The sequence below is a fragment of the Pseudomonas sp. TH32 genome (assembly GCF_016650855.1).
GTDB lineage: Bacteria > Pseudomonadota > Gammaproteobacteria > Pseudomonadales > Pseudomonadaceae > Aquipseudomonas.
Genome location: NZ_JAEKFA010000002.1, coordinates 3,123,702 through 3,143,703 on the forward strand (window position 1 = coordinate 3,123,702; position 20,002 = coordinate 3,143,703).

Annotated in this window: 20 protein-coding genes; 12 read left to right on the top strand and 8 right to left on the bottom strand. The window is 61.8% G+C overall.

Annotated elements, in window-relative coordinates:
• Positions 1 to 8: 8 nt before the first annotated feature.
• The 5 genes from JFV30_RS17950 to JFV30_RS17970 form a co-directional block, all read right to left on the bottom strand.
• Positions 9 to 596 (bottom strand): AMP-binding protein, encoded by a 588-nt coding sequence (locus JFV30_RS17950; RefSeq protein WP_201124799.1) that lies wholly within the window; start codon positions 594 to 596, stop codon positions 9 to 11.
• Between the two features lie 120 nt (positions 597 to 716).
• Positions 717 to 2,096: an LLM class flavin-dependent oxidoreductase gene (locus JFV30_RS17955; protein ID WP_169389122.1), complete on the bottom strand. Its 1,380-nt coding sequence runs from the start codon at positions 2,094 to 2,096 to the stop codon at positions 717 to 719.
• Positions 2,096 to 2,422 carry an acyl-CoA dehydrogenase gene (locus JFV30_RS17960; protein WP_169389123.1) on the bottom strand — a complete coding sequence of 109 codons (327 nt, stop codon included), beginning with the start codon at positions 2,420 to 2,422 and terminating at the stop codon, positions 2,096 to 2,098. Before JFV30_RS17960 ends, JFV30_RS17955 begins: the two co-directional genes overlap by 1 nt.
• Positions 2,423 to 2,434: 12 nt before the next feature.
• Positions 2,435 to 3,631 (bottom strand): SfnB family sulfur acquisition oxidoreductase, encoded by a 1,197-nt coding sequence (locus JFV30_RS17965; protein WP_010167018.1) that lies wholly within the window; start codon positions 3,629 to 3,631, stop codon positions 2,435 to 2,437.
• A gap of 154 nt (positions 3,632 to 3,785) precedes the next feature.
• The gene (locus tag JFV30_RS17970; RefSeq protein WP_201124800.1) at positions 3,786 to 4,349 is read right to left on the bottom strand and encodes a helix-turn-helix domain-containing protein; all 564 of its coding nucleotides are present in this window, start codon (positions 4,347 to 4,349) and stop codon (positions 3,786 to 3,788) included.
• Positions 4,350 to 4,441: 92 nt separating this feature from the next.
• On the opposite strand from JFV30_RS17970, the gene JFV30_RS17975 reads away from it, so the two are divergent.
• The 9 genes from JFV30_RS17975 to JFV30_RS18015 all read left to right on the top strand — a co-directional run bounded on the left by JFV30_RS17975 (position 4,442) and on the right by JFV30_RS18015 (position 13,614).
• Positions 4,442 to 5,362, top strand: a complete 921-nt coding sequence (locus JFV30_RS17975) for a DMT family transporter (RefSeq protein ID WP_201124801.1) — start codon at positions 4,442 to 4,444, stop codon at positions 5,360 to 5,362.
• A 139-nt stretch (positions 5,363 to 5,501) separates the two neighbouring features.
• Complete coding sequence (locus JFV30_RS17980; RefSeq protein ID WP_201124802.1) at positions 5,502 to 8,423, top strand: monovalent cation/H+ antiporter subunit A; 2,922 nt, start codon at positions 5,502 to 5,504, stop codon at positions 8,421 to 8,423.
• The gene (locus JFV30_RS17985; protein WP_003192163.1) at positions 8,423 to 8,767 is read left to right on the top strand and encodes a Na+/H+ antiporter subunit C; all 345 of its coding nucleotides are present in this window, start codon (positions 8,423 to 8,425) and stop codon (positions 8,765 to 8,767) included. Before JFV30_RS17980 ends, JFV30_RS17985 begins: the two co-directional genes overlap by 1 nt.
• Positions 8,764 to 10,446 (top strand): monovalent cation/H+ antiporter subunit D, encoded by a 1,683-nt coding sequence (locus JFV30_RS17990; RefSeq protein WP_010167002.1) that lies wholly within the window; start codon positions 8,764 to 8,766, stop codon positions 10,444 to 10,446. Before JFV30_RS17985 ends, JFV30_RS17990 begins: the two co-directional genes overlap by 4 nt.
• A complete protein-coding gene (locus JFV30_RS17995) occupies positions 10,443 to 10,931 on the top strand; it encodes a Na+/H+ antiporter subunit E (RefSeq protein ID WP_010167000.1) in 489 nt (162 codons plus the stop codon). Before JFV30_RS17990 ends, JFV30_RS17995 begins: the two co-directional genes overlap by 4 nt.
• Positions 10,928 to 11,206, top strand: a complete 279-nt coding sequence (locus JFV30_RS18000) for a K+/H+ antiporter subunit F (protein ID WP_003211751.1) — start codon at positions 10,928 to 10,930, stop codon at positions 11,204 to 11,206. The genes JFV30_RS17995 and JFV30_RS18000 overlap by 4 nt, the downstream gene beginning before the upstream one ends.
• Complete coding sequence (locus JFV30_RS18005) at positions 11,203 to 11,571, top strand: Na+/H+ antiporter subunit G (protein ID WP_010166994.1); 369 nt, start codon at positions 11,203 to 11,205, stop codon at positions 11,569 to 11,571. The genes JFV30_RS18000 and JFV30_RS18005 overlap by 4 nt, the downstream gene beginning before the upstream one ends.
• 105 nt (positions 11,572 to 11,676) lie before the next feature.
• Positions 11,677 to 12,615 (top strand): alpha/beta hydrolase, encoded by a 939-nt coding sequence (locus JFV30_RS18010; RefSeq protein ID WP_201124803.1) that lies wholly within the window; start codon positions 11,677 to 11,679, stop codon positions 12,613 to 12,615.
• A gap of 75 nt (positions 12,616 to 12,690) precedes the next feature.
• On the top strand, positions 12,691 to 13,614 hold the full coding sequence (locus JFV30_RS18015; protein WP_201124804.1) for a sel1 repeat family protein: 924 nt from the start codon (positions 12,691 to 12,693) through the stop codon (positions 13,612 to 13,614).
• A 53-nt stretch (positions 13,615 to 13,667) separates the two neighbouring features.
• On the opposite strand, the gene lepB is transcribed toward JFV30_RS18015, so the two are convergent.
• Positions 13,668 to 14,336, bottom strand: a complete 669-nt coding sequence (lepB, locus tag JFV30_RS18020) for a signal peptidase I (protein WP_201124805.1) — start codon at positions 14,334 to 14,336, stop codon at positions 13,668 to 13,670.
• Positions 14,337 to 14,497: 161 nt separating this feature from the next.
• Between lepB and JFV30_RS18025 the strand changes: the two genes are divergently transcribed.
• Positions 14,498 to 15,049 (top strand): dihydrofolate reductase family protein, encoded by a 552-nt coding sequence (locus tag JFV30_RS18025; RefSeq protein ID WP_201124806.1) that lies wholly within the window; start codon positions 14,498 to 14,500, stop codon positions 15,047 to 15,049.
• A 309-nt stretch (positions 15,050 to 15,358) separates the two neighbouring features.
• On the opposite strand, the gene cysS is transcribed toward JFV30_RS18025, so the two are convergent.
• On the bottom strand, positions 15,359 to 16,747 hold the full coding sequence (cysS, locus tag JFV30_RS18030) for a cysteine--tRNA ligase (RefSeq protein ID WP_201124807.1): 1,389 nt from the start codon (positions 16,745 to 16,747) through the stop codon (positions 15,359 to 15,361).
• 18 nt (positions 16,748 to 16,765) lie between these two features.
• Positions 16,766 to 18,466, bottom strand: coding sequence for a glutamine--tRNA ligase/YqeY domain fusion protein (locus tag JFV30_RS18035; protein ID WP_010166981.1), 1,701 nt, complete (start codon positions 18,464 to 18,466; stop codon positions 16,766 to 16,768).
• 246 nt (positions 18,467 to 18,712) lie between these two features.
• Here JFV30_RS18035 and JFV30_RS18040 point away from each other — a divergent pair, with 246 nt between their 5' ends.
• Positions 18,713 to 19,216, top strand: coding sequence for a peptidylprolyl isomerase (locus JFV30_RS18040; RefSeq protein WP_010166979.1), 504 nt, complete (start codon positions 18,713 to 18,715; stop codon positions 19,214 to 19,216).
• Entirely contained in the window at positions 19,213 to 19,962 is a 750-nt protein-coding gene (gene lpxH / locus JFV30_RS18045; protein ID WP_201124808.1) for a UDP-2,3-diacylglucosamine diphosphatase, read from the top strand. Before JFV30_RS18040 ends, lpxH begins: the two co-directional genes overlap by 4 nt.
• The last annotated feature ends 40 nt before the right edge of the window (positions 19,963 to 20,002 follow it).

Here is a 20,002-nt window from a genome sequence, read left to right on the forward strand (position 1 = left end):
TGCATAGCTCAGCCCGACTGCGGGAACCCCAGACTCTGGCCGCTGTTCAGCCATTGCGCCAGCACCGCCGCCAGGCCGCCTTGCCCGTGGGTGCTCTCCTCGCTCCACAGTTCGGTCTTGCCGGAAGGCTGCCACCAGCGGCAGAGCCGTTGTGACGTGTCCACGGGGTCGACCCGTTGCACAACGCCCACCGGCTGCACCCCCTGGATATAAGCGTGGGTAGGCCGAATGCGCCACAGCTGTTGCTGCAAGGCGGCAGGCTCCAGGTCGTCAGCCAAGGTCAGGATTTGGCCACCGATGACCTGGGCGGCCAGGGCCAGCAGCAATAAATGAGGCTCGAAAGCCCCGCTGAGGGCCAGCCGCGAATCGTCGGTAAAGCCCTGCTGACGCAAACCATCGGCCTGACGCTCGACATCGCGCAGTGCATCAATCCAGCGCCAGGAATACCACTGGCCGTCACGCTTGTGGCGCAGGGCACTGTGCAACGGCGTTACCTGCGCCCAGTGGTGCAACTGCACCAACGCCCTGGGCAACACCGTGACCCGTTCAGCGGGCCATTCCACCGCCAGCGGAAGCTCAAGTTCATGCACGCTCATAGGTAATGCTCCTATTGGTGAAACAAGCATGCGGTGGTCCGCTGGCCGAAGTCGTTGGCTTGATGAAGATCACCTGTGGGAGCTGGCAAGCCAGCTCCCACATTGATGTGGTTTCCCCCGTCAGATCGCTGTGGCTTTAAGGTCGCGATAGCTGGCACCCGGGTGGTTGTCCGGCAAACGTGCGCCTTCGCCGAACAATTTCTCCCTCAGCGTGCCCTGGGCATATTCAGTCTTGTACACCCCGCGCTTCTGCAGCTCCGGGACCAGCCAGTCGACCGCGTCGATAAAGGTCTCGTGGGTCAGCGCATAGGCGAGGTTGAAACCATCCACATCGGTCTCTTCCACCCACTCCTGCAACAGGTCGGCCACGGTTTCCGGGCCGCCGACGAACAACGGGCCGAAGCCGCCGATGCCGACCCAGTCCGCCAGTTCGTTGGGGGTCCAGACCTTGTTCGGGTCGGCCGTGGAGAACGCTTCCACCGCCGATTGAATGGCGTTGGTGTGCACATGCTTGAGGGGTTCATCGGGCTTGAACTGACTGAAGTCGATACCGGTCCAGCCGGAGATCAGGGCCATCGCGCCTTCGTAGCTGACGTAGGATTTGTACTCCTCGAACTTGGCCTTGGCCTTGGCGTCGGTTTCGCCAACGATCACCGTCTGCAAGTTGAAGATCAGGATTTTCTTCGGATCACGGCCGGCTTCTGCCGCACGCCGGCGGATATCGGCGACGGTTTTCTTCAGCAGCACTTTCGACGGCGCGGCCACGAATACGCACTCGGCCTGCTCGGCGGCGAACTGTTTGCCCCGGCTGGAGGCACCCGCCTGGTACAGCACGGGCGTGCGTTGTGGCGAAGGCTCGCAGAGGTGAATGCCAGGCACCTGGAAGTGTTTACCGACGTGGCGGATCTCGTGGATCTTGCTTGGGTCACTGAAAATCCGTCGCTCGCGGTCGCGCAGAACCGCGCCTTCCTCCCAACTGCCTTCCCAGAGTTTGTAGCAGACCTCCAGGTACTCCTCGGCGTAGTCGTAGCGCGCATCGTGTTCGGTCTGGGCTTTCTGGCCGAGGTTCTTCGCGCCGCTTTCCAGGTACGAGGTGACGATGTTCCAGCCCACGCGGCCCTTGGTCAGGTGGTCGAGGGTGGAAAGGCGCCGGGCGAACGGATACGGGTGTTCGAAGGACAGCGAAGCCGTCAGGCCAAAACCCAAATGCTCGGTGACCAGTGCCATGGGCGCGATCAGCGACAACGGGTCGTTGACCGGCACCTGGGCCGCCTGGCGAATCGCCGCGTCGCCGTTGCCGTTATAGACGTCGTAGATGCCCAGCACGTCGGCGATGAACAGGCCGTCGAACTTGCCACGCTCAAGGATTTTCGCCAGGTCGGTCCAGTATTCCAGGTCCTTGTACTGCCACGAGCGGTCTCGCGGGTGAGCCCACAAACCGGGGGATTGGTGGCCAACGCAGTTCATGTCGAAGGCATTCAAGCGGATTTCACGGGACATCAAAGCACTCCGTTGAGGTGGTAGTTGCCGACAATCTGGTATTTCCAGCGCAACGGGTCATCGAGGGTCGGTGGCAATGCGGTGCGTTGGCCGGTGAGTTCGAATTCGGCATTGCTCGCGGCGATGAGGGCTTCGGCAGCCGCGATCTGCGCTTCGGTGAGGGCCACCGGGCTCGGGTGGGTTTCGGCACGCTCAAACAAGGCGGCCGCTACGTCCACGCGAATCTGCAAATCGCCAAAGCGGCTGATCACGTAGGGGTCATCACTTTTCTCGACAAAGCGCCGGGTGCTTTCCAGCAGTTGGCGCGCCTGATTCAGTGCGGTCATGGATAAAGCTCCTCAGTTCCAGGCATGGCGTGCAGGCTTGACGCCGTTGAGCACAAAGTTGCCGATCAGGTGGTATTTCCAGCGGGCCGGGTCGTGCAGGGTGTGGGTGCGCGCATTGCGCCAGAAGCGGTCGAGGTTGTGCTTGCCGGACACCGAGCGGGTACCGGCCAACTCGAAGAGTTTGCTGCTGGCAAGCAACGCGGTTTCCGTCGACAGCACTTTGGCTTGAGCGACGACCAGGGAGGCGTTGGCCACCGTGTCTTCATTGGGGTTGGCCAGGGCCTGGTCGACGGCAACGCCTGCCTTGGCGAGGATCGCTTCGGTGCCGTGGACCCGCCATTCCAGATCGCCGATGGCGGCGATGGTGAACGGGTCTTGCCAGCCGTGATCCTGCTGGCTGTCGATCCAGGGCCGGGCCTGGCGTGCAAAGATCTTGGCTTGTTCCAGGGCACCAAGGGCGATGCCGGTGTCGACGGCCGCCTGGATGATTTGCGAAATGGGGCCGTTGGCAGTGGGCTGGTCGAAGGCCTGGTGGGCAGGGATCACCGCACTCAACGGCACCTTCACGCCGTCGAGGGTCACGCCGCCGCTGGCGGTGGTGCGTTGGCCGAAGCCGTCCCAGCTGTCGATCACTTGCAGGCCGGGAGCATCCCGTTCGACAAAGGCGATGAACGCCTGGTCATTTTCGTTGACCCCCACCGCCGGCACGATATGGGCGAACAGCGCGCCGGTGCAGTAGAACTTCTCGCCGTTGATGTACGCGCTGTCGCCGTCGAAGCGCACCTGGGTGTCAAACGTGCCGGCGTTTTTGCTCTTGGCTTCGGAGAAGGCATTGCCAAAACGGTAGCCCTGCAAGACCTTGGCGAAGTAATGCTGCTTTTGTTCCTCGCTGGCGGTTTGCAGGAGGATGTCCACCACACCCAGGTGGTTCTGCGGGATTTGCCCCAGGGACGGGTCGGCGGCAGAGATCAGCTTGATCACCTCGGCCACCGTCACATAGGAAACCCCGGCGCCGCCGTAGGCCTTGGGAATGGTGATGCCCCACAGGCCACTGGCGGAGAATTCGTCCAGCTCGGCCAACGGCAGGCGCCGCTCGCGATCGCGTACGCCCGCTTCCACGGCAAAACGCTTGGCCAACTCGGTGGCAACGGCGATGGCCTCGGCGTCCGAGCGGATGATGTGGGCAGGGTGTTGGGGTTGGGCTGACATGGGCCGACTCCAGGCTCCAGAGAGATACTGGAGTAATTGCAGGAGTCGTGCCTGAATCAAATGACCAATAAAATCAGCAGGTTGCCGGCAATTCAGCGGTATAGCGGGCGGTTCAAAACAGCAAAGTGTCCAACCACTGTTGCGCTGCCAACAGTTAGATCACCACGTTGCGCACAAAGCGCACTGCCACGTCACCATCATTGCGATAGGCGTGAAGCTGGCGGCTGGCGAACATCAGGAACTCACCGGTGGCGACATGTTTTTCCTCGCCATCCAGCACCAGCGTCAGCACACCTTCGAACACAAACAACTGCACGCTCCAGCCCTCGGGGTCCGGTTCGGGCATATACCGATCACCCGGCTCCAGGCGCATCTCCCACAGTTCAACCTCGCGGCGAGCGGTGGCCTTGGCCAGCAGCACGGCCTTGCTGCCGAGGATTTCACCGGCCCAGGCCAGTTCGTTGATGCGGCTGTGATCGGGAGCATCCGGGGCCTGGATCAGGTCGCTGAAGGCTACGTCCAGGGCTTCGGCCACCCGGTCGAGGGTCGACAGGCTGACATTTTTCTCCCCCGCCTCGATCGCCACCAGCATGCGCCGGCTGACGCCGGACTTTTCGGACAGGGTCGTCTGGCTCAACTCTGCCGCATGGCGCAGGCGCCGGACGTTCTGGCTGACGTGTTGCAGGACCGAAGCCCGTTGCGGATTTTCTTTGTGCACTATATTGCTCACAGGGTGGGGTTGCGCAGTATACTGCCCAGCTTGCGGCGCATTGTGCGGTCCGCGCCCCTCCTGTGCAAGACCGAGCCGCCATGACCACCTCCTCGTTGTTTTCCCGTTTCAGCAGAGCCGAATGTGTATTGGTGGTGATCACCATGATTTGGGGCGGCACCTTTTTGTTGGTGCAGCACGCCATGGCGGTGAGCGGCCCGATGTTTTTTGTCGGCCTGCGGTTTGCGGCGGCGGCGCTTATCGTCGGGGCGTTCTCCCTGCGTAGCCTGCGGGGCCTGACCCTGTTTGAGCTGAAGGCCGGGTGCTTTATCGGCGTGGCGATCATGTTCGGCTACGGGTTGCAGACCATTGGCTTGCAGACGATCCTGAGCAGCCAGTCGGCGTTTATTACCGCGTTGTATGTGCCGTTTGTGCCGCTGCTGCAATGGCTGGTGCTGGGACGGCGGCCGGGGTTGATGCCCACCATCGGCATCATGCTGGCGTTTACCGGGTTGATGCTGTTGACCGGCCCGGCGGGCGCCTCGCTGAACTTCAGTCCCGGTGAAATCGCCACGTTGATCGGTGCAGTGGCGATTGCCGCCGAGATCATCATGATCAGCGCCTTTGCCGGGCAGGTGGATGTGCGCCGGGTGACGGTGGTGCAACTGGCCACGGCGTCGGTGCTGTCGTTCCTGATGGTGGTGCCGATGGGCGAGGCGCTGCCGGGGTTTTCCTGGTTGCTGTTGTTCAGCGCGGTGGGCCTGGGGCTGACCAGCGCGGTGATTCAGGTGGCAATGAACTGGGCGCAGAAAAGCGTCTCGCCGACGCGGGCTACCCTGATTTATGCCGGTGAGCCGGTGTGGGCCGGCGTGGTCGGGCGGATTGCCGGCGAGCGCTTCCCGCCGATTGCCATGGTGGGGGCGGCGTTGATTGTGGCCGCGGTGATTGTCAGCGAGATGAAGACGCGGGGGCAGAAGGCTGTCGAGTTGGCAGAAGAGATGGAACAGGAGCGTCAGGGTTAAGGTCTGTGCTTGGGACATCTGAAACAATGCCAAACAGCCTTTTTCAGCCTACCTTGTAGGATCCTGCCACATCTTGCCGTTTGGTGATCAAGAATCCGGCACGTATGATGCATCCCAAACTCCCGCAGATTAGAAGCCTATGTCCCTGATAGTTCTACTGCTTCTGCCTTTTATCGGCAGCTGTCTGGCGGCCTTGCTGCCGCACAACGCACGTAACACAGAGTCCCTGTTGGCCGGCCTTGTGGCCCTGGTCGGGACGGTTCAAGTCGCCCTGCTCTACCCCCAGATCGCCCACGGTGGCGTGATTCGCGAAGAATTCATGTGGTTGCCCAGCCTCGGGCTGAACTTCGTGCTGCGCATGGACGGTTTTGCCTGGTTGTTCTCGATGCTGGTGCTGGGCATCGGGACCCTGGTGTCGCTGTACGCCCGTTATTACATGTCGCCAGAAGACCCGGTGCCGCGCTTCTTCGCGTTTTTCCTGGCCTTCATGGGCGCCATGCTCGGCCTGGTGATCTCCGGCAACCTGATCCAGATCGTGTTTTTCTGGGAACTCACCAGCCTGTTCTCCTTCCTGTTGATCGGCTATTGGCACCACCGCGCCGATGCCCGGCGTGGCGCCTATATGGCGCTGATGGTCACCGGCGCAGGCGGTTTGTGCCTGCTGGCGGGGGTGATGCTGCTCGGGCATATCGTCGGCAGCTACGACCTGGACCAGGTCCTGGCTGCCGGTGACCAGATCCGTGCCCACTCGCTCTACCCCATCATGCTCGCGCTGGTACTGATCGGCGCCCTGAGCAAAAGCGCGCAATTCCCCTTCCACTTCTGGCTGCCCCACGCCATGGCTGCACCGACACCGGTGTCGGCCTACCTGCACTCGGCGACGATGGTGAAGGCCGGCGTGTTCCTGCTGGCCCGCCTGTGGCCGTCGCTGTCCGGCAGCGAAGAGTGGTTCTGGATTGTCGGCGGTGCCGGCGCCATTACCCTGCTGCTCGGCGCTTATTGCGCCATGTTCCAGAACGATCTCAAGGGCCTGCTGGCCTACTCCACCATCAGCCACCTCGGGCTGATCACCCTGCTGCTGGGCCTCAACAGCCCGCTAGCCGCCGTCGCCGCGGTGTTTCATATCCTCAACCACGCCACCTTCAAGGCGTCGCTATTCATGGCGGCGGGGATCATCGACCACGAAAGCGGCACCCGTGACATCCGCAAGCTCAGCGGCCTGTTCAAGCTGATTCCGTTTACCGCCACCCTGGCGATGGTCGCCAGTGCGTCCATGGCGGGCGTGCCGCTGCTCAACGGTTTCCTGTCCAAGGAAATGTTCTTCGCCGAAACCGTATTCATCTCGGCCACCGCCTGGGTGGAAATCGCCCTGCCGGTGATCGCCACCATCGCCGGCACCTTCAGCGTGGCCTATGCCCTGCGCTTTACCGTGGATGTGTTCTTCGGCCCCAAGGCCACCAACCTGCCCCACACCCCGCACGAGCCGCCACGCTGGATGCGCGCGCCGGTGGAGTTGCTGGTGTTTACCTGCCTGCTGGTGGGGATTTTCCCGGCCCAGGTGGTCGGTTCGATCCTCGCTGCAGCCGCCCTGCCGGTGGTCGGCGGCGAACTGCCGGAATACAGCCTCGCCATCTGGCACGGCTGGAACGCCCCGATGATCATGAGCCTGGTGGCCATGTCCGGCGGCGTGGTGCTCTACCTGCTGCTGCGCAAGCAACTCAAGCTGGGCCGTTTCAAATACCCGCCGATCATCAGCTACTTCAACGGCAAGCGCGGGTTCGAGCGCTGCCTGGTGGTGATGATGCGCGGGGTGCGCAAGATCGAAAAACGCATCAGCACCAAGCGCCTGCAAACCCAGCTGTTCCTGCTGGTGCTGGCAGCGGTGATCGCCGGGTTGATCCCGATGCTGCACAGCGGCATCAGTTGGGGTGACCGGCCGAAAATCCCGGGTTCCATCGTGTTCGTCACCCTGTGGCTGCTGGCAATCGCCTGTGCCCTGGGCGCCGCGTGGCAAGCCAAGTACCACCGGCTGGCAGCCCTGACCATGGTCAGCGTGTGCGGCCTGATGACCTGCGTGACCTTCGTCTGGTTCTCCGCGCCGGACCTGGCGCTGACCCAACTGGTGGTCGAAGTGGTCACCACCGTGCTGATCCTGCTGGGCCTGCGCTGGCTGCCACGGCGGATCGAAGAAGTCTCGCCACTCCCCAGTTCGCTGCGCAAGGCACGCATCCGCCGCCTGCGGGACTTGCTCCTGTCCACCGTGGTCGGCGGCGGCATGGCGCTGCTCTCCTACGCGATGCTGACGCGCCAGACGCCCAACGATATCTCCTCGTTCTACCTCAGCCGCGCCCTGCCCGAAGGCGGTGGCAGCAATGTGGTGAACGTGATGCTGGTGGACTTCCGGGGCTTCGACACCCTGGGGGAAATCACCGTGCTCGGCGCCGTGGCGCTGACCGTCTACGCGCTGCTGCGCCGCTTCCGCCCTTCCAAAGAGAGCATGGAATTGCCCGCGCAACAGCGCCAGTTGGCACCCGACGTGGCCACCGACCTGGTCAACCCGCGCCAGGCCAGCGACACCGCCCTGGGCTTCATGATGGTCCCGGCCGTGCTGGTGCGCCTGCTGCTGCCGATTGCCCTGGTCGTTTCGTTCTACCTGTTCATGCGCGGCCACAATCAACCGGGCGGCGGTTTTGTCGCCGGGCTGGTGATGTCGGTGGCGTTCATCCTGCAATACATGGTCGCCGGTACCCAGTGGGTCGAGGCGCAAATGAGCCTGCGGCCGATGCGCTGGATGGGCTTTGGCTTGCTGTCCGCAACGCTGACCGGGCTGGGCGCCCTGCTCGCGGGCTACCCGTTCCTGACCACCCACACCTGGCACTTCAGCCTGCCGGTGCTGGGGGATATCCACGTCGCCAGCGCGTTGTTCTTCGACGTCGGCGTGTACGCCATGGTGGTCGGCTCGACCTTGCTGATGCTTACCGCCCTGGGCCACCAATCGGTGCGCGCCCATAAACCCAGCAACCAGGCCAAAGCCGTTGCCAGCCAAGGAGGAGCCGCCTGATGGAAGAAGTCATCGCAATTGCCATTGGGGTGCTGGCGGCCTCCGGCGTCTGGCTGATCCTGCGACCACGGACGTTCCAGGTGGTGATGGGCCTGTGCCTGCTCTCCTACGGGGTCAACCTGTTCATCTTCAGCATGGGCAGCCTGTTTATCGGCAAGGAGCCGATCATCAAGGATGGCGTGCCGCAAGACCTGCTCAACTACACCGACCCGCTGCCCCAGGCGCTGGTGCTGACGGCGATCGTGATCAGCTTCGCCATGACCGCGCTGTTCCTGGTGGTGCTGCTGGCGTCCCGGGGACTGACCGGCACTGACCATGTGGACGGCCGGGAGCCCAAGGAATGACCTGGATGAATCAACTGATCATCGCGCCGATCCTGCTGCCATTGCTGACCGCCGCGCTGATGCTGATGCTCGGCGAGAAACACCGCCCGCTCAAGGCGCGGATCAACCTGTTCTCCAGCATGGTGGGCCTGGGCATCGCCGTGCTGTTGCTGTACTGGACCCAGAAAGGCGGCCCCGGCTCCATCGGCGTGTACCTGCCGGGCAACTGGCAAGTGCCGTTCGGCATCGTGCTGGTGGTGGACCAACTGTCGGCCATGATGCTGGTGCTCACCGGGATCATCGGCGTCAGCGCCCTGCTGTTCGCCATGGCCCGCTGGGACCGCGCCGGCACCAGCTTCCATGCGCTGTTCCAGATTCAGTTGATGGGCCTGTATGGCGCCTTCCTCACGGCTGATCTGTTCAACCTGTTCGTGTTTTTCGAGGTGCTGCTGGCGGCGTCCTACGGCCTGATGCTCCACGGTTCCGGACGGGCGCGGGTATCGTCGGGGCTGCATTACATCGCGATCAACCTGCTGGCCTCGACCTTGTTCCTGATTGGCGCGGCGTTGATCTACGGCGTCACCGGCACCCTGAACTTTGCCGACCTGGCGCTGAAAATCCCCCTGGTGCCGGAAGCCGATCGTGGCTTGCTGCACGCCGGTGCGGCGATCCTCGCCGTTGCGTTCCTGGCCAAGGCCGGCATGTGGCCGCTGAACTTCTGGCTCGCGCCCGCCTACTCCTCGGCCAGCGCGCCGGTGGCGGCGATGTTCGCGATCATGACCAAGGTTGGCGTGTACACCGTGCTGCGCCTGTGGACGTTGCTGTTCTCCGGCCAGGCCGGCGCCTCCGCGCTGTTCGGTGGCGACTGGCTGATCTACGGCGGCATGGCCACCATCGTCTGCGCGGCGCTGGCGATGATCGCCGCGCAACGCCTGGAACGCATGGCCAGCCTGAGCATCCTGGTGTCCGCCGGGATCCTGCTGTCGGCGGTGGGTTTTGCCCAGCCAAGCCTGACCGCCGGCGCGCTGTTTTATCTGGTCAGCTCCACCCTGGCGTTGAGCGCGCTGTTCCTGCTGGCCGAATTGATCGAGCGTTCACGCTCGGCCAACGACGTGCCGCTGGACGATGAAATCGAAGCCCTGCCCAAGGCCATGGAATCCCTGCATCCACCGCCCGGCACCAACCTCGACGACGAACAAAAAGCCGTGGTCGGCCAGGTGATTCCCTGGACCGTCGCCTTTCTCGGCCTGAGTTTCATTGCCTGCGCCCTGCTGATCATCGGCATGCCGCCGCTGTCGGGGTTTATCGGCAAGCTCAGCCTGCTCAGCGCCTTGATCAACCCGATGGGCCTGGGCAATGCCATCGACGAGCCCGTCCGCCCGGCCGCCTGGGGTTTGGTGGCGCTGTTGATCTTCTCCGGTCTGGCCTCGCTGATCGCCTTCGCCCGCCTCGGCATCCAGCGCTTCTGGACCCCGGAAGAGCGTCCGTCGCCACTGCTGCGCCGCTTCGAATGCGTGCCGATCTTCTTCCTGCTGGGCCTGAGCATCGCCCTGACGTTCAAGGCCGAGCCGCTGATGCGCTACACCCAGGCCGCCGCCGAAAGCCTGAACAACCCGGAACACTATGTGATGGCGGTCATGGCAACACGCCCGGTACCGAGCCCTGAAGCCAAGGCCGCCGTCGTGGAGGTGCAGCCATGAAACGCCTGTTCCCTGCCCCGTGGCTGTCATTGGCGCTGTGGTTGTTGTGGCTGGTGCTGAACCTGTCCGTGAGCCCCGGCAACCTGCTGCTGGGGGCGATCCTCGGCGTTGCCGCGCCACTGATGATGGCGCCGCTGCGCCCGCTGCCGATCCGCATCCGCCGGCCGGGCGTGATGATCCGCCTGTTCTTCCTGGTGGGCCGCGACGTGATCGTCTCCAACTTCGCCGTAGCGTGGGGCATCCTGGTCTGCGGCTCGCGGCCACCGCGTTCGCGCTTTATCAAGGTCCCCCTGGACCTGCGAGACGCCAACGGCCTGGCCGTACTGTCGATGATCACCAGCGTGACGCCCGGCACCGTGTGGTCGGAACTGGCCCTGGACCGCAGCATCCTGCTGATCCACGTGTTCGACCTGGATGACGAAGCGCAGTTTATCGAGCACTTCAAACACGCCTACGAACGGCCCCTGATGGAGATCTTCGAATGAGCGCCCTGCTCTCCAATGCGATCCTGTTCAGCCTGTTCCTGTTTTCCCTGGCCATGGTGCTGACGCTGGTTCGCCTGTTCAAAGGCCCCTCGGCCCAGGACCGGGTTCTGGCGCTGGATTACCTGTACATCCTGGCCATGCTGATGATGCTGGTGTTGGGCATCCGGTATGCAAGTGACACGTATTTTGAAGCGGCGCTGCTGATCGCGCTGTTTGGTTTTGTGGGGTCGTTTGCCCTGGCGAAATTCCTGCTGCGCGGTGAGGTGATCGAATGATCAATGTCGATGTGTTGCCGCTGTGGGTTGAAGTGATCGTCGCGGTTTTGCTGGTGACGAGCAGCGTGTTTGCGCTGATCGGAGCGATCGGGTTGTTGCGGATGAAGGACTTCTTCCAGCGCATGCACCCGCCGGCGCTGGCCTCGACGCTGGGCGCCTGGTGTGTGGCGCTGGCGTCGATTGTCTACTTTTCGGCGCTCAAATCCGGGCCGGTGCTGCACGGTTGGTTGATTCCGATTCTGCTGTCGATCACGGTGCCGGTGACTACGTTGCTGCTGGCACGGACTGCGTTGTTCCGCAAGCGTATGGCCGGGGATGATGTGCCGGCTGAAGTCAGCAGCCGCCGGACTGACAGCGGCAGCTGATCCCGCCAGGCGCTTCAGTGGTGAAATTCGTTCTCCAATAGAATCCATAAAATAGAACCTCAATCGCTAATCCCGGTATCGGGATCACTTTATGAGGTTCTTTCCATGGCATTCACTCCCCTTGTCCAGGCCCGTCTCGATGCCTGGGTTGCATCGGCCGCTGACTTCGGGCCCTTTCTCACCGGCCAAACAACCACCCTCACCCTCGATGAGCAGCGCAAGGCTTACGAGCAGGTGCTGTGCGCTCATCCGATTCCCGCCGGTGTGCGCTTTCAAGAGGTCGACATGGGCGGTGTGCCGGGCATGGTGGTGGTGCCTGACGGGCTTGAGGGTGATCGGGTGTTGCTGTACATCCACGGCGGTGGTTATGTCGGCGGCAGCCCACGGGGTTACCTGAGCCTTGCCGGCCACTTCGCCAAACTGCTGGGCGCAAAGGTCTACCTGCCGGATTACCGCCTGGCGCCCGAGCATCCGTTTCCACTGCCCATCGATGACACATTGCGGGCCTATCGCTGGTTGCTCGACCAGGGTAACGACCCCAGGTCCATCGTGTTCTCGGGGGACTCGGCCGGCGGTGCGATGGTCGTGTCGGTGATGGTCAAGGCCCGCAACGCAGGCCTGCCGTTGCCCGCCGGCGGCGCTGCGTTGTCGCCGTGGGCCAACCTGGAACACACCGGCGCCTCCCTCGACAGCCGTGACGGCCTCGACCCGCAAGCCTCCCGCGCGGGGCTGACACTGCTCGCCAAGGCGTTTCTCAATGGCGTGCTGCCGAATAACCCCGACGCATCGCCGGTCTTTGCCGACGTAAGAGGATTGCCGCCGATCCTGGTACAGATCGGCGAGAACGAAGTGATGCTCAGCGATGCCATGCGCCTGGCCACCCACCTGGGGGAAAACCGGGTGCGTGTGTCGCTGGAGGTGTGGCCCGGCATGTTCCATGTCTGGCATCTGTTTGCGGGGATTTTGCCCGAGGGCATGCAGGCGCTGGAGAACGCCGCCCTGTTCCTGGACCAGGCGATACGGGGCCGCCACTCCCCCCAATAACTATCTGCCACCGCTGCATCAGGAGGCCCGCTTACCTTGACCGGATAACGCTCCTCCTACTTGCAGGTAATGACCATGTATTCGCATTCCGATGCACTGACCAAACTGTTTGATCTGCTCAAATCCTTGAGCGCACTGATTTCCCAATTGAACGTCCAGCAGCGGGCGGCGAAGCGCAAGGGCCTCGAACTGTATCAACTCGGCGAATTCGTAGAGTGCGAAACGCACTTGACCATCCCCGCCTCCGCTGGGGATGCCCAATCCCAATTCATCTTGGGCGACGCTATAAGGCGCCGGGAGGGCACTGACAGCTCCAACGCTCAGGCATGGTATCGCCTGGCCGCTGCGCAGGAGCATGTATACGCGCTGATGCGCCTGGGCGACGATAGCTCGCTGGCCACTGCCAGGCTCCTTGCCCAAGCGGCGGCCGATGCTGGTGACGGCGACGCGATGCTACAGATGTATGAGCTGACCCAGGATCAATCGTGGCTCAGAAAAGCAGGCGATGCCGGCTGCGCAGAGGCTTATTACATCGCAGCGCTGTTACTCGACAAGACACCGGACTCAGACCGCCAGCGCGATTCAATGTTGAGGCAATCAGCTTCGAAAGGCTTTCCGCCTGCGATGTACTGGCTTGGCAACATGCCCGCTTATTACCGCAACTTTGCATACCAGCGCACCTACCTGGAAAAAAGGCTGGCGGCCAGCCAACTCAACAGCGTGATGACCTATGCGGCCGCACTGGCGGGTGGCGCTGACCCAAGCCTCAGCCGCTATGACTACCCCGTCAACCTCACTCACGCCTATGGCCTGTATTGGCTGGTGATGGATAGCACCCGGCAAAACCCGCGGCACACTGAGGCCGCCACTCGACTGCGGGAACTGGCCAGCACGTTAAGTCCTGAACAAATAGAAGCGGCCAAGGCATTTGGCCGCGAATGGAGGGCCAGCCACCCTGCCCTGTCAGAGTTCAGATTGACCTACAGTGAATTGAAATGAGTCAGCGCCGGTCCATTAAAGATTGATAAAAGGCACAAGCACTGATCACCCCGCTACAAAATCGGCGCGCCAAATCGGCCCAGTCGTGGCATCCAGTGATCCAGGATCTGCGCTGACGCCAGGATATGGTGGGCATGCCCGATCAACAGCCGACGCGGCACAAACCCGATATAGCGGGAGTCATCGCTGTTGTCACGGTTGTCACCTAACATGAAATAACTGTCGGCCGGCACCACCACCGGGCCGAAATTGCGCAGCGCCCGTACTGTCGGCATGAACTGCACCGTGCGCTGGCTGCTGTTCGCACGCTCCGTCACCTTGATCCCCGGAACTGTTTGGCCAGGCGCGATAGGCTCGCGGATGTCCTGCCCATTGCTGTAGATGGCCGGCGTGCCGTTGACCCACAGCACCTCATCGCGCATTTCCAGGGTGTCGCCGGGAATGCCGACGATACGCTTGATCAAACGGATGCCGTCCTTGGGTGAGGAGAACGTCACCACGTCGCCCCGCCGGGGGTTATCCAGCTTGGCCAGTGAAATATCAGTGAGGGGCAGCTTGAGGTCGTACGCCACGCGATTGACCAGTACTACATCGCCCTCAAGCAACGTGGGGCGCATGGAACCGGACGGGATCGGGTTCCAGTCGGCCAGGGACGTACGGAAAACGCCGAAGCACAGCCAGAAAATGATTGCGTAACGGTAGCGGATTAACCAACGGCGCATACATCCTCGCATCACAAAAAAGGGCATCGGCACAGGCCGGGCAGCCCGTGGTTATTTTTGGCAATGGTCGCTTATTACACCGGAAGATTAAATTAACATTAGCGTTGCCGGACAATGGCAGCCGTTGTTTTCAAGCCCACAGAAAAGGAGTGTCACCCCCCATGGATATCAAATGCTCGGTCTTTATTGCAGCCAGCGTCGACGGTTTTATTGCCCGGCCAGACGGTGATATTGAGTGGCTTCATCGGCCAGAGTACGAAGGCGCCGAACTGAACGGCGTGACCTATGAAGCCTTCATCGCCACGGTGGATGCGCTGGTGATGGGACGCAAGACCCTGGAAAAAGTGTTGTCCTTTCCTGAGTGGCCCTACGAGGGCACGCCGGTCATCGCGCTCTCTCATCAAACGGTTGAGCTGCCTGCGCAGTTGAAGGGCAAGGTTGAGGTGGTGAGCCAGGATGTAACCCGCCTCGTGGCCAAGTTAGCCGAGCGCGGGATGAAACACCTGTACATCGACGGAGGCCAGACGATCCAGGCGTTTCTTGAGGCGGGCTTGATCAACGAGCTGATTATCACGCGTATCCCGGTTGTGCTGGGCCAGGGGATTCCCTTGTTCAGTCAATCAGGTAGCGAGCATGAGCTTCGGCATATCGCCACGTATGCGTCGGACAATGGGTTTGTACAAAGCCGGTATGAGGTCAGTGGCAAGCGCTGATGGTAGAAGCAACGGCAAACACGGTCGAAATGTGGGAGCGGGCTTGCTCGCGAAGGTCGTTAACGATAACGCCTGTTGACTGGATGAACGCGGCGCCCTCTGGTTCTTCGCGAGCAAGCCCGCTCCCACATTATGCAGCTCTGCGTTTGATCCTGAGCGGGTTTGCCCGCCCCTGCATGTGTCAACCATGTCCCCGCACAGCGGCTCCGTCCGGGACACGCTCTAAGCGCCGCTACCTGAATAACGGGTAGGCAGGCGAAAAAAAACGCCCCGAACCAGTCGGGGCGTTTTTTATTCAGCAATTACCGATCAAGCCTGATCAGCCAACCGCCACGTCGTCCCGCCCTTCCCGTCTTCCAACACCACACCCATCGCGGTCAGTTGGTCACGGATACGGTCAGACTCCGCCCAGTCCTTGTTGGCCCGGGCAGTCAAACGTGCCTGGATCAGTGCATCCACTTCAGCCGCATCCACACGCCCTTCAGCGCCCGCTTGCAGGAAGTCATCGGCTTGCATCTGCAACACGCCCAGCACGCTCGCCAGCTCTTTCAAACGTGCCGCAAGCCCCGCCGCCGCGTCGAGATCGCTCTCACGCAGGCGGTTGATCTCGCGCACCATCTCAAACAGCACCGCGCAGGCTTCCGGCGTGCCGAAGTCGTCGTTCATCACTTCGGTAAACCGTGCAACAAACGCTTCGCCGCCCGCAGGCGCCACGGAGGGCAGGCCTTTCAACGCGTGGTAGAAACGCTCCAGGGCACCCTTGGCGTCCTTGAGGTTGTCTTCCGAGTAGTTGATCGCGCTGCGGTAGTGGCTCGACACCAACAGGTACCGCACCACTTCCGGGTGGTATTTCTCCAGCACGTCACGAATGGTGAAGAAGTTGTTCAAGGACTTGGACATCTTCTCGCCATTGATGCGGATCATGCCGCAGTGCATCCAGGCGTTGGCGTAGGTCTTGCCGGTGGCCGCTTCGCTTTGGGCGATTTCGTTTTCGTGGTGCGGGAACTCAAGGTCGCTGCCGCCGCCATGAATGTCGAAGGTTTCGCCCAGGCAGCAGGTGGACATCACCGAGCATTCGATGTGCCAGCCCGGACGCCCGGCGCCCCACGGCGATTCCCAGCTCGGCTCGCCCGGCTTGGTGCCTTTCCATAGCACGAAGTCGAGTGGGTCTTGCTTGGCTTCGTCGACTTCGATCCGCGCACCGATGCGCAGGTCTTCGATTTTCTTGCGCGACAGCTTGCCGTAGCCCATGAACTTGGCGACGCGGTAGTACACGTCACCATTGCCCGGGGCGTAGGCGTAACCCTTGTCGATCAAGGTCTGGATCATCGCGTGCATGCCAGGGATATGGTCTGTGGCACGCGGCTCCATGTCCGGCTTGAGGATGTTGAGGCGGGCCTCGTCCTCGTGCATCGCAGCGATCATGCGCTCGGTCAGCGCGTCGAACGACTCGCCGTTTTCGTTGGCGCGATTGATGATCTTGTCGTCGATGTCGGTGATGTTGCGCACGTAGGTCAGGTCATAACCACTGAAGCGCAACCAGCGGGTCACCAGGTCGAAGGCAACCATGCTGCGGCCGTGGCCGATGTGGCAGTAGTCGTACACGGTCATGCCGCACACGTACATGCGCACCTTGTTGCCATCCAGCGGCTTGAAGACTTCTTTGGTCTTGCTGAGTGTGTTGTAGATCGTTAGCACAACAGTTTCCTTAAAGAATCACTGGCCCCACGAATCACGCAAGGTCACGGTACGGTTGAATACCGGAGCACCTGGTTTCGAGTCCTTGATATCCGCGCAGAAGTAACCTTCGCGCTCGAACTGGAAACGGTCTTCCGGCTGTGCGTCGCCAAGCGATGGCTCGGCACGACAACCTGTGAGAACTTGCAGCGAGTCAGGGTTGATGTTGTCCAGGAAACTGGCGCTGTCTTCGGCCTTCTCGGGATTCGGCGAGCGGAACAGACGATCGTACAGGCGCACTTCGCACTCGACGCTGGCCGCAGCCGGCACCCAGTGCACCACACCTTTGACCTTGCGGCCTTCCGGGTTCTTGCCCAGGGTGTCCGGGTCGTAGGAGCAACGCAGTTCGACGATGTTGCCATCGGCGTCCTTGATGGCTTCGTCGGCACGGATCACGTAGCTGCCGCGCAGGCGCACTTCGCCGTTCGGCTCCAGGCGCTTGTAGCCTTTTGGCGGCTCTTCCATGAAGTCATCGCGGTCGATGTAGATTTCACGGGCGAACGGCAGCTTGCGCACGCCGAGTTCTTCTTTCTGCGGATGACGCGGCAGTTCGAGGTTCTCGACCTGGTCTTCCGGATAATTGGTGATCACGACTTTCAACGGACGCAGCACGCACATGGCGCGCGGGGCGTTCGCGTCGAGGTCCTGGCGGATGCTGAATTCGAGCATGCCGAAATCCACCACGCCGTCGGAGCGGTTGGTGCCGACCATGTCGCAGAAGTTGCGGATCGACGCCGGGGTGTAGCCGCGACGGCGGAAGCCCGACAGCGTCGACATGCGTGGGTCGTCCCAGCCAAACACGTGCTTTTCATCGACCAGTTGCTTGAGCTTGCGCTTGCTGGTGATGGTGTAGTTCAGGTTCAGGCGGCTGAACTCGTACTGACGCGGGTGCGCCGGTACCGGCAGGCTGTCGAGGAACCATTCGTACAGCGGACGGTGGCTTTCGAACTCCAGGGTGCAGATGGAGTGGGTGATGCCTTCGATGGCGTCCGACTGGCCGTGGGTAAAGTCGTAGTTCGGGTAGATGCACCACTTGTCACCGGTCTGGTGGTGATGGGCGTGGCGGATGCGGTACATGATCGGGTCGCGCAGGTTCATGTTCGGCGAGGCCATGTCGATCTTGGCACGCAGTACACGGGCGCCGTCCGGGAACTCACCGGCGCGCATGCGGGCGAACCAGTCCAGGTTCTCTTCCACCGAACGGTCGCGGAACGGGCTGTTCTTGCCAGGCTCGGTCAGGGTACCGCGGTATTCCTTGGCCTGTTCCGGGCTCAGGTCGTCGACGTAGGCCTTGCCGGCCTTGATCAGCTCGACAGCCCAGTCGAACAACTGGTCGAAATACTTGGAGGCATAGCGCACTTCGCCGGACCATTCGAAGCCCAGCCACTTGATGTCGCTTTCGATGGCGTCGATGTATTCCTGGTCTTCCTTGGCCGGGTTGGTGTCGTCGAAACGCAGGTGCGTGACGCCACCGAACTCCTGGGCCAGGCCGAAGTTCACACAGATCGACTTGGCGTGGCCGATGTGCAGGTAACCGTTGGGCTCAGGCGGGAAGCGGGTGACGATCTGCGTGTGCTTGCCCGAATCCAGGTCCGCCTGGATGATCGGGCGCAGGAAATTGACCGGGACGGCAGGTCCGGCCTTGGAATTCGAGGTAGGGTCGACAGTGGGCTTGCTCATAGGATCCTTGAACAGACGAAGTACTTGGCCGGGTGAGGCCGACAAACAAAGGGCTTATCATAGCCGATGCTGTCAAGCCCCTGACAGAGCGTGGCCAAAAACTGCTGCATTTATTGCATGGGCGGTAAAAAACCACCTCGAAATTCCCGCAGGTCACGCTAAACTGCGCGCCTTGGTTGCGGTTTTTGCCAAGCAGGTAAGGCGCAAAACGCCCAAACCCACGAATTCCTTGAAAGAGTAGTGAACATGACTCAAGTCAAACTGACCACCAACCACGGTGACATCGTCATCGAGCTGAACGCCGAGAAAGCGCCGATCACCGTCGCCAACTTCATCGAGTACGTTAAAGCCGGCCACTACGAAAACACTGTTTTCCACCGTGTCATCGGCAACTTCATGGTCCAGGGCGGCGGTTTCGAGCCTGGCATGAAAGAAAAGAAAGACAAGCGTCCAAGCATCCAGAACGAAGCGGACAACGGCCTTTCCAACGACAAGTACACCGTCGCCATGGCCCGTACCATGGAGCCGCACTCGGCCTCCGCGCAGTTCTTCATCAACGTGGCCGACAACGCCTTCCTGAACCACAGCGGCAAGAACGTGCAGGGTTGGGGCTACGCGGTATTCGGTAAAGTCACCGAAGGCCAGGACGTTGTCGACAAGATCAAAGGTGTGCAAACCACCGGCAAGGCAGGTCACCAGGACGTACCGGTAGAAGACGTTATCGTCGAGAAAGCCGAGATCGTTGAGTGATATTGCTGATTTCAGATTTGCATCTGGAAGAGGAGCGCCCGGACATCACCCGGGCGTTTCTGGATTTACTGAACGGCCGCGCCCGTTCCGCCCAGGCGTTGTACATTCTGGGGGACTTCTTTGAAGCCTGGATTGGCGACGATGGGATGACGCCCTTCCAGCGTTCGATTTGCCTGGCTCTGCGCGAGCTGAGCGACAGTGGCACCCAGATTTTCATCATGCATGGCAACCGGGATTTCCTGATCGGCAAGGCGTTCTGCAAAGCGGCAGGCGCCACCTTGCTCAAGGACCCGAGTGTGGTGCAGCTCGCAGGCGAACCCGTGCTGTTGATGCACGGCGACAGCCTGTGTACCCGCGACGTCGGCTATATGAAGCTGCGCCGCATCCTGCGTAACCCCATCACCCTGTTCATCCTGCGGCACCTGCCCTTGCGCACCCGGCACAAGCTGGCGCGCAAGCTGCGCAGTGAAAGCAGCGCCCAGGTGCGGATGAAGGCCAACGATATTGTCGATGTGACGCCCGAGGAAGTGCCGAGGGTGATGCAGCAGTTCGGCGTGCGCACCCTGGTGCATGGGCACACCCATCGCCCGGCGATTCACAAGTTGCAGATTGGCGAGCAGGCGGCCAAGCGCATTGTGCTGGGGGATTGGGACAAGCAAGGGTGGGCGTTGCAGGTGGATGAGCAAGGGTTTCAGTTGGCAGCCTTTGATTTCGTCAATCCACAATTGGCACTGCCCGGCGCCTGACTCGCAGACACAACACCGATCAAATGTGGGAGCTGGCTTG

Coding starts and splice junctions, on each gene's coding strand:
- JFV30_RS17950 (WP_201124799.1), bottom strand. CDS start 596: ATGAGCGTGCATGAACTTGAGCTTCCGCTGGCGGTGGAATGGCCCGCT.
- JFV30_RS17955 (WP_169389122.1), bottom strand. CDS start 2,096: ATGTCCCGTGAAATCCGCTTGAATGCCTTCGACATGAACTGCGTTGGC.
- JFV30_RS17960 (WP_169389123.1), bottom strand. CDS start 2,422: ATGACCGCACTGAATCAGGCGCGCCAACTGCTGGAAAGCACCCGGCGC.
- JFV30_RS17965 (WP_010167018.1), bottom strand. CDS start 3,631: ATGTCAGCCCAACCCCAACACCCTGCCCACATCATCCGCTCGGACGCC.
- JFV30_RS17975 (WP_201124801.1), top strand. CDS start 4,442: ATGACCACCTCCTCGTTGTTTTCCCGTTTCAGCAGAGCCGAATGTGTA.
- JFV30_RS17980 (WP_201124802.1), top strand. CDS start 5,502: ATGTCCCTGATAGTTCTACTGCTTCTGCCTTTTATCGGCAGCTGTCTG.
- JFV30_RS17985 (WP_003192163.1), top strand. CDS start 8,423: ATGGAAGAAGTCATCGCAATTGCCATTGGGGTGCTGGCGGCCTCCGGC.
- JFV30_RS17990 (WP_010167002.1), top strand. CDS start 8,764: ATGACCTGGATGAATCAACTGATCATCGCGCCGATCCTGCTGCCATTG.
- JFV30_RS17995 (WP_010167000.1), top strand. CDS start 10,443: ATGAAACGCCTGTTCCCTGCCCCGTGGCTGTCATTGGCGCTGTGGTTG.
- JFV30_RS18000 (WP_003211751.1), top strand. CDS start 10,928: ATGAGCGCCCTGCTCTCCAATGCGATCCTGTTCAGCCTGTTCCTGTTT.
- JFV30_RS18005 (WP_010166994.1), top strand. CDS start 11,203: ATGATCAATGTCGATGTGTTGCCGCTGTGGGTTGAAGTGATCGTCGCG.
- JFV30_RS18010 (WP_201124803.1), top strand. CDS start 11,677: ATGGCATTCACTCCCCTTGTCCAGGCCCGTCTCGATGCCTGGGTTGCA.
- JFV30_RS18015 (WP_201124804.1), top strand. CDS start 12,691: ATGTATTCGCATTCCGATGCACTGACCAAACTGTTTGATCTGCTCAAA.
- lepB (WP_201124805.1), bottom strand. CDS start 14,336: ATGCGCCGTTGGTTAATCCGCTACCGTTACGCAATCATTTTCTGGCTG.
- JFV30_RS18025 (WP_201124806.1), top strand. CDS start 14,498: ATGGATATCAAATGCTCGGTCTTTATTGCAGCCAGCGTCGACGGTTTT.
- JFV30_RS18035 (WP_010166981.1), bottom strand. CDS start 18,466: ATGAGCAAGCCCACTGTCGACCCTACCTCGAATTCCAAGGCCGGACCT.
- JFV30_RS18040 (WP_010166979.1), top strand. CDS start 18,713: ATGACTCAAGTCAAACTGACCACCAACCACGGTGACATCGTCATCGAG.